11 protein-coding genes are annotated in these 13,734 nt (G+C 63.6%); 5 read left to right on the plus strand and 6 right to left on the minus strand.

The features are described from left to right. Positions 1-41 precede the first annotated feature (41 nt). Complete coding sequence (locus tag ACODSO_RS01400) at positions 42-2,165, plus strand: MFS transporter (RefSeq protein WP_489034465.1); 2,124 nt, start codon at positions 42-44, stop codon at positions 2,163-2,165. 97 nt (positions 2,166-2,262) lie between these two features. Here the strand turns inward: ACODSO_RS01400 and ilvD are convergent, their stop codons facing one another. Together ilvD and lppU are read right to left on the minus strand one after the other, a co-directional pair. Then, positions 2,263-3,969 carry a dihydroxy-acid dehydratase gene (ilvD, locus tag ACODSO_RS01405; protein ID WP_489034467.1) on the minus strand — a complete coding sequence of 569 codons (1,707 nt, stop codon included), beginning with the start codon at positions 3,967-3,969 and terminating at the stop codon, positions 2,263-2,265. 94 nt (positions 3,970-4,063) lie between these two features. Continuing rightward, on the minus strand, positions 4,064-4,672 hold the full coding sequence (gene lppU, locus ACODSO_RS01410) for an LppU family putative lipoprotein (RefSeq protein WP_489034469.1): 609 nt from the start codon (positions 4,670-4,672) through the stop codon (positions 4,064-4,066). A gap of 128 nt (positions 4,673-4,800) precedes the next feature. Here lppU and ACODSO_RS01415 point away from each other — a divergent pair, with 128 nt between their 5' ends. Both ACODSO_RS01415 and ACODSO_RS01420 read left to right on the plus strand, forming a co-directional pair. Further along, positions 4,801-5,844 carry an ATP-dependent DNA ligase gene (locus tag ACODSO_RS01415; protein ID WP_489034470.1) on the plus strand — a complete coding sequence of 348 codons (1,044 nt, stop codon included), beginning with the start codon at positions 4,801-4,803 and terminating at the stop codon, positions 5,842-5,844. Continuing rightward, the gene (locus ACODSO_RS01420; RefSeq protein ID WP_489034472.1) at positions 5,845-6,927 is read left to right on the plus strand and encodes a DNA polymerase domain-containing protein; all 1,083 of its coding nucleotides are present in this window, start codon (positions 5,845-5,847) and stop codon (positions 6,925-6,927) included. A gap of 30 nt (positions 6,928-6,957) precedes the next feature. Here the strand turns inward: ACODSO_RS01420 and nhaA are convergent, their stop codons facing one another. After that, positions 6,958-8,817 carry a Na+/H+ antiporter NhaA gene (nhaA, locus tag ACODSO_RS01425; protein ID WP_489034474.1) on the minus strand — a complete coding sequence of 620 codons (1,860 nt, stop codon included), beginning with the start codon at positions 8,815-8,817 and terminating at the stop codon, positions 6,958-6,960. Between the two features lie 275 nt (positions 8,818-9,092). Between nhaA and ACODSO_RS01430 the strand changes: the two genes are divergently transcribed. Both ACODSO_RS01430 and ACODSO_RS01435 read left to right on the plus strand, forming a co-directional pair. Further along, positions 9,093-10,118: a zinc-binding metallopeptidase family protein gene (locus tag ACODSO_RS01430; protein ID WP_489034476.1), complete on the plus strand. Its 1,026-nt coding sequence runs from the start codon at positions 9,093-9,095 to the stop codon at positions 10,116-10,118. 52 nt (positions 10,119-10,170) lie between these two features. Further along, complete coding sequence (locus ACODSO_RS01435; protein WP_489034478.1) at positions 10,171-11,052, plus strand: ANTAR domain-containing protein; 882 nt, start codon at positions 10,171-10,173, stop codon at positions 11,050-11,052. Here ACODSO_RS01435 and ACODSO_RS01440 read toward each other — a convergent pair. Genes ACODSO_RS01440 through ACODSO_RS01450 form a run of 3 tightly spaced genes read right to left on the minus strand, consistent with a single transcriptional unit; the run spans position 11,049 to position 13,726 of the window. Beyond that, the gene (locus ACODSO_RS01440) at positions 11,049-12,323 is read right to left on the minus strand and encodes an EAL domain-containing protein (protein ID WP_489034479.1); all 1,275 of its coding nucleotides are present in this window, start codon (positions 12,321-12,323) and stop codon (positions 11,049-11,051) included. The two genes, ACODSO_RS01435 and ACODSO_RS01440, sit on opposite strands and share 4 nt — an antisense overlap. Before the next feature lie 11 nt (positions 12,324-12,334). Continuing rightward, the gene (locus ACODSO_RS01445) at positions 12,335-12,952 is read right to left on the minus strand and encodes an SAM-dependent methyltransferase (RefSeq protein WP_489034480.1); all 618 of its coding nucleotides are present in this window, start codon (positions 12,950-12,952) and stop codon (positions 12,335-12,337) included. Between the two features lie 30 nt (positions 12,953-12,982). Further along, positions 12,983-13,726 (minus strand): PIG-L deacetylase family protein, encoded by a 744-nt coding sequence (locus ACODSO_RS01450; protein ID WP_489034481.1) that lies wholly within the window; start codon positions 13,724-13,726, stop codon positions 12,983-12,985. Between the last annotated feature and the right edge of the window lie 8 nt (positions 13,727-13,734).

A 13,734-nucleotide genomic window follows, 5' to 3' on the forward strand; every position in this document is an offset into this window, starting at 1 on the left:
CGTGTGGTGCATAGGGGGGAACACACATGACACTGCTTGCGATGACTCCTGTCCAGGAGATGGAAAGACCGTACGCGAAACGTTGGGCCGCGCTGGGGGTGCTGTGCCTGAGTTTGCTGGTCGTCGTCATGGCGAACACATCGTTGCTGGTCGCCGCGCCTGCAATGACGTTGGATCTGAATCTGTCCAGCAGTGACCTGCAGTGGATCATCGACGGCTACACCGTGCCGTATGCGGCATTGATGTTGCTGTTCGGGGTGATCGGGGACAAGTACTCTCGTCGCGGCGCGCTGTTACTCGGCCTGCTGATATTCACTGCAGGCTCGGTTGCGGGTGCGTTGACCGACGCCACGGTCGGGGTGATCCTTGCTCGAGTAGTGATGGGCGTCGCCGCCGCGATCGTCATGCCCGCTACGTTGTCGCTTCTCGTCGCGACGTTCCCCAAGCGCGAACGCGCAACCGCCGTCACCATCTGGGCGGCTACCTCGGGCTTGGCTATCGCGATGGGTCCGCTACTCGCCGGTTGGCTACTCGAAAGCTATTGGTGGGGTTCGAGTTTTCTCATCAACGTTCCGATCACGGTGTTCGCTATCGTTGCCGCGATCGCGTTGGTGCCCCCGTCTCGGGCGGTGGATCCCGGTAGAGTCGACTGGCTCGGTGGCTTGCTGTCGGTGCTTGCGGTATCGACGGTCGTCTACGCGATCATCGAGGGAATGCACTTCGGATGGAGTGTCGGGCCAACGTACTTCGCTGTCGTCGGCCTGTTGAGCATCGGCGCGTTCATCGCGTGGGAGTTGCGGCATCCCAACCCACTTCTCGACGTTCGCGTCTTCCGTTCGCGGATGCTCAGCGGTGCAGTGTTGGCTGTGTTGCTGTTCTTCCTCGTCACTTTCGGTGTCATTTACTATGTGGCGCAGTATCTTCAGTTCGTGCTGGACTTCGGTCCGGTGTCGACGGGAGTGCACCTGCTACCCCTCGCCGGCGCCGTGTTCGTGGGATCCGGCATCACCCAGTGGCTGACGCCCAAAGTCGGCATGAAGTACACCGTTACCGCGGGCATGGTCGTCGGGACGCTCTCGGTGGTGTCCATGCTCGGAATCGACACCACTGCAACATATATGGACTTCGTACCCGTACTCGCGCTTCTCGGAATCGGCATCGGGCTCAGCGTGTCACCGTGTACCGATGCCATCATGGCCGAATTTCCGGACAACAAGCTGGGCGTAGCCGGTGGACTGAACGACACCGCTCTCGAACTTGGCGGCTCACTCGGAATCGCAATCCTCGGATCCGTCCTCGCGACGACCTACCGCGGCGGCATCGTCGATTTCTTGGCTGGTTTCCCCGGCAAGGGACCGGACGGTCAGCCGACAGCGCAGGCGGCGCAGGCAATCGAGGCGTCAGGTGACTCGGTTGCGGGAGCCGTCATCGTCGCAGACATCATGCGGGAGAACCCATTTCTCTCCGGCTACGCAGACAACTTGCAGGCCAATGCGATCAGCTCGTTCGTCGGTGCTGTCACGCACACCTCGCTGATCGCTACCGTCGTCTTCGCGCTGGGTGCGGTGATCGTCGGAATTCTGCTCCCCGCTCCGACCAGGCGAGCGACGCCGGCGCTCTCCGTCGTGCCGGCGGCCTTCGCGGAGAACGAACCAGCGCCGGCTGGGCCAGCGACCGTCGGGTTCGACCGGAAGGCCGCTCGGGAAGTGGCCGAGCTCGAGCATCTCCTCGAGCAGCCGTCGGCCCCGAAGCATGCGCTCATCGTGCCCGACAAGCCGGTCGTCGCCAAGCATTTGAATATCGAAACTGGGCCTGCTGCAATATTTTTGGCTGAAGACGAAATCGCCCGACCCAGCATCTACCAGCTGGCGGCAAAGGTGTTCGAGGTTCAGGCTGCCGCCGTAGAAGAGGCGGCGCTGGAAGAGTCCGGCCACCTGAATATCCACCAGCTTGCTCTCGCCGACATCGCCCGAAAGCGTCGAGAATCGGCAGAGGAGGAACTCGACGCTGCACTCGATCTCGCCGAACTACCCGTCATGCGGCGTGCACCCAAACCCGTCAGCCGGTCGAGCCAGGTGAACTTCTACGAGTACGGCGACTCGGTCTACCGTAGGCGCGCCGAGCTCGAGGAGCGGTCGAGCTCGGTCTGGGCGATGCCGCTGTAGTTTCGGGCGCGCGCCCGGACCGCTTGAATGGACCTTTGCAGCCATCTGATCGTATGGATGGACCATTCAAGCGATCCCGGGGGTCGGCAGCACCCGCCTAGATCAGCACCGCACCCTCCGACGCCGACCCGACGAGCTTGGCGTACTTGGCCAACACTCCGCGGGTGTAGCGGGGCGGGAGTGGAGCCCAACCCTGCTTGCGTGCTTCGAGTTCCGCGTCGTCGACGAGCAGGTCGAGTGTTCCCTGGCCGACGTCGAGGCGGATCTGGTCGCCGTCGCGCACGAAGGCGACGGGGCCGGCGTCGACGGCTTCGGGTGCCACGTGCCCGACGCACAGGCCGGTGGTGCCTCCCGAGAAGCGTCCGTCGGTGAGGAGCAGAACGTCCTTGCCCAGGCCTGCGCCCTTGATCGCACCGGTGATGGCCAGCATCTCACGCATGCCCGGTCCACCTTTGGGGCCCTCGTAGCGAATGACGACCACGTCGCCTGCGGCGATGGTGCCATCCTCCAGTGCGTCCATCGCTGCACGTTCGCGTTCGAAGACCCGTGCAGTGCCTACGAATACGTCGGAATCGAAGCCGGCGGACTTCACGACGGCTCCACCTGGTGCAAGTGAGCCCTTGAGGATCGTGATGCCTCCCGTCGGGTGAATCGGTTCGCTCATCGCGCGTAGAACCTTGCCATCCGGATCGGGCGGGGCGATGTGAGCGAGGTTCTCGGCGACGGTCTTTCCGGTGACGGTCAGGCAATCGCCGTGCATGAGCCCGGCGTCGAGCAGCGCCTTCATGACGACCGGTACTCCGCCGATGGCGTCGACGTCGGTCATGACGTGCTTGCCGAACGGTTTGACGTCAGCGAGGTGGGGAACTTTGGAGCCGATGCGGGTGAAGTCGTCGAGCGTCAGTTCCACCTCTGCTTCATGTGCGATGGCAAGCAGGTGTAGAACCGCGTTGGTCGAGCCGCCGAAGGCCATGACGACCGCGATGGCGTTCTCGAATGCTTCCTTCGTCATGATGTCGCGAGCGGTGATGCCGCGACGCAGCAGCTCCACCACTGCTTCGCCGCTCGCGTGTGCGAACTGATCTCGTCGACGGTCGGGTGCCGGCGGAGACGCGCTGCCGGGCAAAGACATACCGAGTGCCTCGGCTGCGCTGGCCATCGTGTTCGCGGTGTACATCCCGCCACAGGCGCCTTCGCCGGGGCAGATTGCACGTTCGATGGTGTCGACGTCTTCGCGTGACATCAAGCCACGTGAACATGCGCCCACCGCCTCGAACGCGTCGATGATGGTGACCTGGTGCTCGCTGCCGTCGGACAGGGTTGCGAAACCGGGCAGCGTCGAACCGGCGTACAGGAAGACACTCGCCAAGTTGAGCCGAGCCGCGGCCATCAGCATTCCGGGAAGGGACTTGTCGCAGCCCGCGAGAAGCACTGATCCGTCGAGGCGTTCGGCGCTGACGACGGTTTCGACGCTGTCGGCGATGACCTCACGTGAGACCAACGAGAAGTGCATTCCTTCGTGGCCCATCGAGATGCCGTCGGACACCGAAATGGTGCCGAACTCGAGCGGGAAGCCGCCGGCTGCATGGACCCCTACCTTCACGGCCTTGGCGAGGCGTTCGAGAGACAGGTTGCACGGGGTGATCTCGTTCCACGACGATGCAACGCCGATCTGCGACTTCGACCAATCTTCGTCGCCCATTCCGACGGCTCGCAGCATGCCTCGGGCCGCGGTCTTTTCCAACCCGTCGGTGACATCGCGGCTCCGTGGCTTGATGTCCGGTGAATCGTTCTCGGTCGACATGACACTCCTGACCTGTACTTCGATAGCGGGGCTAGGTGACAAGCCTAAACCTGCTCGTGAGTACAGATCGCCGGGGAGGACGCGAGGCAGTGCTCTACATATCCTCCACACAGACGATGAAGTTTCGTTCGTCGTAGGAGAACCCGCTGGTCGCATCGGATGCGCAGTCGTTCACTTCAGTCGTGCCTTCCAATATCTCGACAACTCTGACGGTGTCGAAGCCCGGTGAGCTGCACTCGACGCGTTCTGGGTCATCGGCGACTGGGAAGTCCATGCATCCACCGACTACCCAGTCGACGTCGAGACACAATGCACCCTGTTCGACGTCGTCGAAGGTCTCGTAGTAGTACTGGTCCACGTCCGACACGCACTCGGCGTTGGTCGGTGCTTTGCCGACGACCTTGTAATTGGAGTCGGGACTACCGCACGTCGCGTTGTCGATCGTTGCTGCCGTCATCGTGCCACCGAGTTCGACGCATTCGCCGATCTCCACATCGATGTCGATGTCTACGTCGTCGCCTCCCCGGCCGGACGGTGCGGCGCTCGTAGTGGTCTGGGCGGTGCTCGACGAGGAGGTCACGACGTCGTCGGAAGCTGGAATTGCGCGCGGAGTGACGTCGGAACTGCAGCCCGCGAGCAGAAGGGCGCTGCAGGCCATCACGGTGAGCGCTGCGCCGCGGAGCGTGCGATAGAGGGGGGTCACGATCGGTCCTTTGATCTTCGGGAGTCTTCAACAAAATGGGAGCCCAGTAAAAATATCCCTTCTGCGCCGATTTCGGGGGGTGAAAGATATTCCATCCAACCCGTGGTCGGTCAGGCAGTATTGACGTCGTGGACCTACCGATTTCGTGGCCGCTCGCGCCGATGCTCGCCAAAGCAGCCAAGATCGTGCCCGCTCAACCGTCCGACGGACCGCCGCAGTGGTCGTACGAACCCAAATGGGACGGATTTCGAGCAATTGTCTTTCGCGACGGCGACGAGGTGATTCTCGGCTCCCGCGGCGGCAAGGACCTGGCCCGCTACTTCCCGGAGCTGGTCGAATCCATACGCCGAGAGCTGCCGGAGCGGGTCGTCGTCGATGGTGAGATCGTCGTTCCGCGTGAGATCGACGGTCGGACTCGGCTCGATTGGGATGCTCTGTCGGAGCGAATTCACCCCGCCGACTCTCGTGTACAGATGCTGGCCGAGAAGACACCGTCGATGTTCGTCGGCTTCGACTTGTTGGCCCTCGGGACGAAGGATCTGATGGGTGAGCCGTTCAGCACGCGTCGGGCACAGTTGTTGGAGGTGCTCAGTGGCGGCGACCGCTGCCAGGTGACCAGTACCACCGACGATGCAGCAACCGCGCAGGATTGGTTCGAAAGGTTCGAGGGCGCCGGGCTCGATGGTGTAGTCGCAAAGAAGCTCGACGGTGTGTACCTGCCGAACAAGCGTGAGATGATCAAGATCAAGCACGCACGAACGGCGGATTGCGCCTTGATCGGTTATCGAATTCACAAGTCCGGCAATGGAATAGGGTCACTTCTTCTCGGTCTGTACGACGGTGACGAACTCAGGATGATCGGAGGGGCCTCGGCCTTCACCGACAAGCGTCGAGTGGAAATCCTCGAGGAGCTGCAACCGCTTCGCACCGGTGAAGAGCCGAAGTCGGCGGAGGCCAATCGGTGGACATCGAACGAGGATCGCAGCTGGGTTCCGCTGCGCGTCGAACGCGTCGTCGAAGTCGCCTACGACCAGATGGAAGGTGAACGGCTCCGTCACGCAGCACGATTCCTGCGGTGGCGTCCGGACCGTGATCCGAAGTCCTGCACATACGAGCAACTCGAAGTCCCCGTCAGCTACGACGTCGCTGATGTCATTGCCGGAGGCATCTAGATGGCCGGGAAGACGCCGCCGGCGTTCGTGGATGCCGGCGGGCGCGAGGTGCGGGTCTCGAGTCCGGACCGCATCATCTACGAAGCCACCGACCGGACACCGCAGATCACCAAGTTGCAGGTCTGCGAGTTCTACGCAGCCATCGGTGAACCGCTGATGCGGGCGATCGGCGAACGTCCGACCGCCATGGAACGGTGGCCGGACGGCTACCGGGACGGAATGCGACTTGCGGTGGGGCCGCAGGACAAGGAGGGCGACGGCTTCTATCAGAAGCGCCTGCCCAAGGGGGCTCCCGACTGGATCGAGACGGTCAAGATCGCCTTTCCGAGCAAGCGAACCGCAGACGAGCTGTGCCCGAGTGAATCCGCTGCCGCGGTGTGGGCTGCGCAGATGGGCACCCTGACGTTCCATCCGTGGCCTGTGCGCCGGCCGGACGTCGACCATCCCGACGAACTCCGACTCGACCTCGACCCCCAGCCTGGAACTTCGTTTGCAGACGCTCAGCGGGTGGCGGAGGTGACTCGCGAGCTGTTGGAGGAGTTGGGTCTTCGTGGGTACCCCAAGACGAGTGGGAACCGGGGGATTCACATCTACGTCCGGATCGAACCCGACTACACGTTCGAGCAAGTGCGGCACGCAGCCATCGGGCTCGGCCGTGAACTGGAGCGTCGAGACGACGGCGTCACGACCGCATGGTGGAAAGAAGAACGCGGAGAACGCATCTTCCTGGACTACAACCAGAACAACCGTGACCGCACCATCGCGAGTGCCTGGAGCTTGCGGGCCAGGCCGGGTGCGCCGGTGAGTACGCCGATGACGTGGTCGCAACTGGCGTCCGTCACCGATCCCCGAGACTTCAATCTGGTGACCGTGGCGGATCATCTCGCGGACGGGGACCCGTGGGAGGACATGGATGCCTCGGCTTATTCGCTCGACCCGCTGCTGACCCTGTGGGAAACCCTGCCTGGCGGGGAACTCAATTTTCCACCCGACTACCCCAAGATGCCCGGTGAGCCGCCTCGTGTTCAGCCGTCGAAGAAGGTTGCCGAGCATTGGGACGAGCAGGGAAATCGGGTGGAGTAGCCGCACCGGGCCGCACCGGGGGCCGCCGCATCACACCCGGTACGCCTCCAACTCTCGGATGAGCGACGCGGCGTCGTACGGTCCGGTGTGCCGGATCAGATTTCGGTCACCGAGGCCGAGGTAGAACGTCGGGGTTCCGTCTACGTCACTGGACGCGGCATCGAGTTCGTCGTCTTCGACCCGCACCACGTAGTCGCCGGTGCGGAGATCCTCCTCGAACCGTTCCACGTCGAGTCCGAGTTCTTGCGCGTAGCCGTCGATGTCGTCGGGTTCGAGTGCGTCGCTGTGTGCGAACAGCACATCGGCCATCTCCCAGAACTTGCCCTGAGCGGCTGCTGCTTCGCTGGCGTGCGCCGCGTATCGCGCATGCGGATGGTAGTCGTCGAGAGGCAGGTGCCGGAACACGTAGCGAACGTCGTCACCGAAGTGCATCCGAACCTCTCGGATGCTGCCGGTTGCTTTGCTGCAGAACGGGCATTCGAAGTCGCCGTACTCGACGATCGTCAGGGGCGCGTCCACCGGCCCGCGGATGTGATCGCGTTTCGGGTCGACCGGACGCAGGATGCGGTGCGACGTCTCCTGCCGCGGCGGATGAATGTGTGCGTCGATCCGGAACAGCAGCCATCCGAGTGCCGCCGCGATCACCGATGCGGCGAGCACGCCGACACGTGCCTCGTCGGCGAGCAGTTCGTCGTCGAGGGCGAGGTCGACGATGAACAGTGAGATCGTGAAGCCGATCCCCGACAGTGCGGCACCACCGGCGATGTGTGAGAGGGTCAACCCAGGGGCCAGTGCCGACGGCTTCATCCTGGCGAACAGTGCTGCAGCGCCGGTGATTCCGACGAGCTTTCCCAGCACGAGGCCGACGATGATGCCCCACGTCAGGGGTGAGGTGGCCGACGCCCGGAGCGTCTCACCGCTCAATACGACGCCCGCGTTGGCGAGCGCGAAGATCGGCACGATGATGAATGCCGTGTACGGCTGGTAAAGCCGCATCAGGCGCTCGTTGACCGACACTGCTTGGTCGAGTCCGAGTCTGGCGGCTCGCGCGTATTCGGGATTGGGCGATTGTCGGAACGCGCGAGTGAGGTCCGAGGCGCGTTCGACTTCGCTTCGCCGTGGTGGGTACACCGGGAGGATCAGTGCGATCATGACACCTGCCAGCGTCGGGTGGACGCCGGATTCGTAGAAGGCCACCCACGTCGCGATCGCGACGACGAAGTATCCGATGCCGCGCCAGACTTCGAGTCGTCGGAGCAGGGCGATGACTGCCAGTCCGACGAATGCCAGTGCAAGAGGTAAGATTTCGAGCTTGTCGGTGTAGAAGAACGCGATGATCGCCAATGCCCCCACATCGTCGGCGACCGCAAGCGTCAGCAGGAAGATGCGCAATCGTGCTGCCTTCTTCGGCCCGACCACTGCCAGGGCGCCGAGAACGAATGCGGTATCGGTCGAGATGACGACGCCCCATGCGCCGGACGCCTCGCCGGAGGGGTTGAGTGCCAGGAACAGCAGCGCAGGAATCGCGAGCCCGGCGAGGGCGGCGACGATGGGGATGCTGGCTCTGGAGCGATCGGTGAGTTCGCCCATCGCGAACTCACGCTTGACCTCCAGGCCGACGACGAAGAAGAACAGGGCCATGAGTCCGTCGTTGACCCAGTGTGCAAGGTCGAGTGAGATTCCGTGGTTGCCGACGGAGATCGACAGTTCCGTGTGCCAGAAGGTCTGATAGGTCTCGCCGAACGGTGAGTTGGCCCAGAGGAGTGCGGCGACAGTGGCCGCGAGTAGGAATCCAGCCGCGAGTGTCTCGCTGTTCCTGGCTCCCCGGGCATCGGTGAGTCGCTGGGCGAACCGCCGAGCCGGCGAGAGAGCGGGCGTCATGTCTGTCATCGTCGAACCGCTCCAGGGATCGTGGTCGTGCTCATGGTGTGAAAATCCCCTCCGGTGGCCCAGTCGCGTGAACTACTCTTGCAGCAGTCCGGGAGCCGCGCACAGGAAGCCAACGCGGTATTGCAGAGATTGCTTCCATCGAAGCTCGTTTGCGTTATGTAATCGTGATGTTTCTGTGACCCACCGAGTAGGGAATGTATGGCGTTGCCGACGTATTCACAGGCAACCATTGATCGTTCTGCTCACTAAGCATCAAATTTCAGGAAGTCGGGATCATGCGTGCCTTGATCTGCCGCAAATGCGGTCAGAAATTGTCCTTCGAGAACTCGCTGTGTCTCAACTGCCACAGTGCTCTCGGCTTCCACCTCCCCTCGCGATCCCTCCTCGTGCTCCCGGGCAAGGCCGACGACGGTACTGCCGAGGTCGAGGTCGACGGCACCGCGTGGAAAGTGTGCGGCAACCTGAGCACGGCGAAGTGCAACTGGCTCGTCGATACCGACGAGGGCGAAGAGCTCTGCGTCTCGTGCAGGCTGACCCACACCCGACCCGCTGACGACGACCTCGATGCGATGACGGCATACGCGGACGCCGAAACCAACAAGCGTCGGGTGGTGCTCGAGCTGACCGAGCTGGGGCTGCCGATCGTCGGACGCGACGAGGATCCCGCGACAGGACTGGCATTCGATCTACTGTCGAGTGCGAACACCCAGGTGATGACCGGCCATGCGGACGGTCTCATCACGTTGGATCTTGCGGAGGGCGACGACGTCCACCGCGAGCAGTTGCGAGTGTCGATGTCCGAGCCGTACCGGACGCTCGTCGGCCATTTCCGGCATGAAATCGGCCACTACTACCAAATGGTTCTCGTCGGGACCGGTGAGAACCGGCCACGCTTCGAGGAGTTGTTCGGCAACCCCGACGACGACTACCAAGCTGCACTCGACCGGCATTACAACGAAGGAGCTCCCGACAACTGGGAGGACGACTACGTCTCGTCGTACGCGACGATGCACCCGGCCGAGGACTGGGCCGAGACGTTCGCGCACTACCTGCACATCAGGGACACGCTCGACACCGCCGCGGCGTTCGGTATGGCGCCTGCAGGCTCGACTCTGGACAGCCCGCTGCCGGGCGACGTCGGCTTCGATCAGATCATCGAATGGTGGCTGCCGCTTTCCTGGGCGCTCAACCAGATCAACCGATCGATGGGGCATCAGGACCTGTATCCGTTCGTGTTGCCGCCGACCGTGCTGGACAAGATGCGGTTCGCTCACCAGCTCATTGCGCCAAGTGCTCTCTGAACGAGGGTATTGTTTGCCTCCCGGCCACCGGCCGGGACGAGCTTCGGCGGAGGTGGTTCCCATCAGCGAGCAGAGTCTCGATGAAGGCATGCAGTCGGCGACGGTCGTCGACCCCGACCCACCCCTTGTCCCGACGCCTGCGCCTGCCCCCGACTTCGGGCAGCGGATGGCTTCGGTGGCCAGGGCGCTGCGCCGTGAGCACAGCGACCCGGATCGCACTCTCCTCGCGATCACCGAGTCCGCGGTCATGAACGTTCCGGCGGCGGAATCGGCAAGCATTACCACGGTGCTGCGCGGCCAGTTCGTGCACAGCGCGGCCCTGGCAGGCGAGCTGGCGGCGGAGTGCGACGCATTGCAGGAGACGCTGCGCGAGGGTCCGTGCCTGGAGTCGGCCATCGAGCAGAGGACGATCCGCATCGACGACATGGACCGCGACGATCGCTGGCCGCGCTTCGCGGCGGAAGCGTCCCGGTTGGGCGTCAAGAGCATGATCTGTTTCCAGCTGTACGTGGAGGGCTACAACTTCGGTGCGCTCAACCTGCACTCGACGCGGGTGAGCGCATTCGGTGATGACGCCGAATCGATCGGCGCCCTCTTCGCCGCGCATGCCGCGATTGCGTTCTCGAGTGCGCGGGAGGAGCAGCAGATACGTGCGGCTCTGACCACCCGCGATGTCATCGGTCAGGCAAAAGGCATGTTGATGGAACGTTACGGACTCGGCGCGCAGGCCGCGTTCGCGCTGCTGTCCAGGCTGTCGCAGGACACCAATACCCGTCTCGCCGATCTCGCGCACCAGGTCGTCGCGGACGCCGAGAACAGTGCGGAAGCAGGAAAAGGAATCGGCTCGGGGAAAGTCGTCGGTGAAGGTAAGGGCGTTGATGCAGGTGAGGGCGCCGATGCAGGTAAGGGCGTCACCGCGGGCGCGGAGCGTTAGAGACCGGTTCGTTCCACGGGCAATCTGAGCAGCAGGCTGCGCGCGCAGTCCACCGTCAGTGCCGGGTCGTGACTGAGCACGTACGAGAAGCGCCTGTCCATATCGGGACCGGTGTCGCCCAAGTCCTTCGCCGCGAGTACGGCCGAGAAATGCGGCGAGAGTACGACGACCACCCATTCCTCGCGCACCGGGTCGTCCGCCGCCAGGTCGGCGCCACGAACCTTGGGCGCCGGCTCGGCATCGATGCCGACGGCCAAGGCGCCGACTAGTGCGGCCCTCGACGCCATGACTTCCCAGCGTCGGGCAGTGAGCGCGGTGAAGTGCTCCCGCTTCTCGAACGAGCCCAGGATCACTGCTGTCTGAAGGCTTTGGCTGGCGATCGATTCGAGCCCCTTGCTTACTTCGACCAACAAACCCTTGGTGGACGGCTTCGACACCCTCCCGACCGCAGCCAGCTGATACGGGGACGATCTCGGCAGTGATCCGCGCCCCGGGGATGTTCGAAAGTTCAACGGCGACAGGCGTTTCGACTGCTCGACCGGAACCGGATTCTGGTCGGTGAAGAACTTCCCCTGTCCGACGCGGGCGCCCAATGCGATAGCTGTGCCGATGCTGTCCTCGGTGTCGATTCCTTCGGCCATGACAATGGCACCGGTGCGTTCGGTATACGCGGCCACGGCGTTGACCACTCGCGCTGTGAATCTGCTCGGCTTGCGCGTGATGAGGGTTCGGTCGAGCTTGACGACATCGGGTTCCAGCAGCGGAAGCAAAGCCAGCGACTCCGGGCGCACGCCGACATGGTCGACGGCAATCGCCCAGCCGAGTCGTCGTACATCCGCCACGGCCCGCAGCAACTGCGAGGGCCTGCGGATCAACGATGTCTCGTCGAGTTGAAGAACGGCGGTACCCGCAGCTACCTCTCCCCGGTCCGGAAGATGCGGAAGCGTGTCCGGATCGATTGCGATGAACAGGGGCAAGTCCTGCAACGATTCGATTCGGGCTGCGCCGGCGACCGCTCCCGACCATCGAACCAGATCGAGATCGACGGTCATATCCATGGCTCGTGCCGCCGAGGACAGCGCAGCGGGGTTCGCGAACGCGGACTCTGCAGGCCCGCTGACGATGGCCTCGTAACCGATGACCTCCCGGGTCAGCAGGTCGACGATGGGCGCGAAGTCGGTGTTCAGGCTGTCGGGACCGAGGAGGGATTCGAGGGCGCCACCGTCGTGGGTGTTCGTCGATGTCTTGCCAGTCGATGTCTCGTCGGTCATGGTCCCCCCAGTCATACCAGGCCCTCGATTCTCGCGACCGAGTCTGGTCTGTCGGTCGAAGCCGCGAACACTTCGAGTATCACATCCTCGTCGACATATCCGCCTATTCGGACCAATCCGTCGGTTGCAGCGATGATCCCGTGGACCTCGTCACCCGACTGTGGATAGTCTGCGACGGGATGCCGCCAGTGCACGGCCAGCAGTGTTCCGCATGGTTCGAGATGGGTGATCGCGGTGTCGAGTGCAGCGCGGAGATCGAGCTCGTCCAGGTAGTAGCCGACTTCGCTGAGAACGATCAGATCGAACGTTTCGCCCTGGGCGACAACATCCCACGACTCCGTCAGCGACCACTCGACGAATCGCACGTGCTCGGAGTCGACTCGGGCCCCGGCAGATGCGAGAGCCGAGGTGACGATGTCGGTGGAGACGAGCGCGTCGCAGCGTGCAGCGAGCTTCTCGGTCAGGATTCCGATCGAGCATCCTGGTTCGAGGGCGCGGCGGTACCGTGCACGGGGCAAAGCAGCCACGGTGAGGGCGTACTTGCGGTCCTCGTACCAGTTGTCGCCCAGCCGGAACGGGTCGGCGTTGTCGGTGTAAACCTCGTCGAAGTAGTTCTGGTCCAGAGTCATACTGTCTCTACAGTCACAAGAGGTAGCGCTTCATGCGAAGACCACCTCGCGGTTGCGAAGCAGCCGTTCCAAAATGTGTGGTGGCAGGATCGCGCGGTCGGCCGGGTGCTCGGACAATGGCTCGATCTGTGTCGTGAAGTGTTCGACCGCACGTCGTTTGGATTCCACTGTGCCTTTGGAGAGATCGACGCCGAGCGCCCGGCCCCACGGCACCTCGGCATCGTCGGGGTGTGCCCAGTGCCACATCCATACCGGGTACTCGAGGACCGCGATCCCGACGCGTTTGGCTGCGGCGAGGCACGCGCGTGCCGTCGCCTCGTGGTCAGGGTGACGATCCCCCCGCCACGGAGTCAGACACCACGTGCCCTGGCTGCCGGCCAGAAGTTCGGTCAACGACCGAGTCAACTCTTCCTCGTGCTCGGGGAGCTCTCCATCCGGAAAACCGAGTCGAATCGGATCGACGTCCAGTCCGAGTTCCCGCAGCGCGCGTTGCGCTTCCCTCGGCCGGGCCTCGGTCAGCTGATCGGGCGTCATGGTCGGCGAACCGGGATGCGACGCGCCGCCGTCGGTGACTGCGACGACCGATACCCGTATCTCCGCAGCTGCAGCCATCGACATCAGGCCCCCGACGCCGAGCACCTCGTCGTCAGGGTGCGGTGCGACGACGATCAGCTCGCGGCACCGAGTGAGGTCGAGCTGCGGGAACGTCTGTTTCCAGACGCTCCATTCCGCCTCGGGAGTGCCGAGATCGACAGTGTCGAATGTCCTGCCCATTTCTGCTG

Source organism: Rhodococcus sp. FG69 (assembly GCF_057808915.1).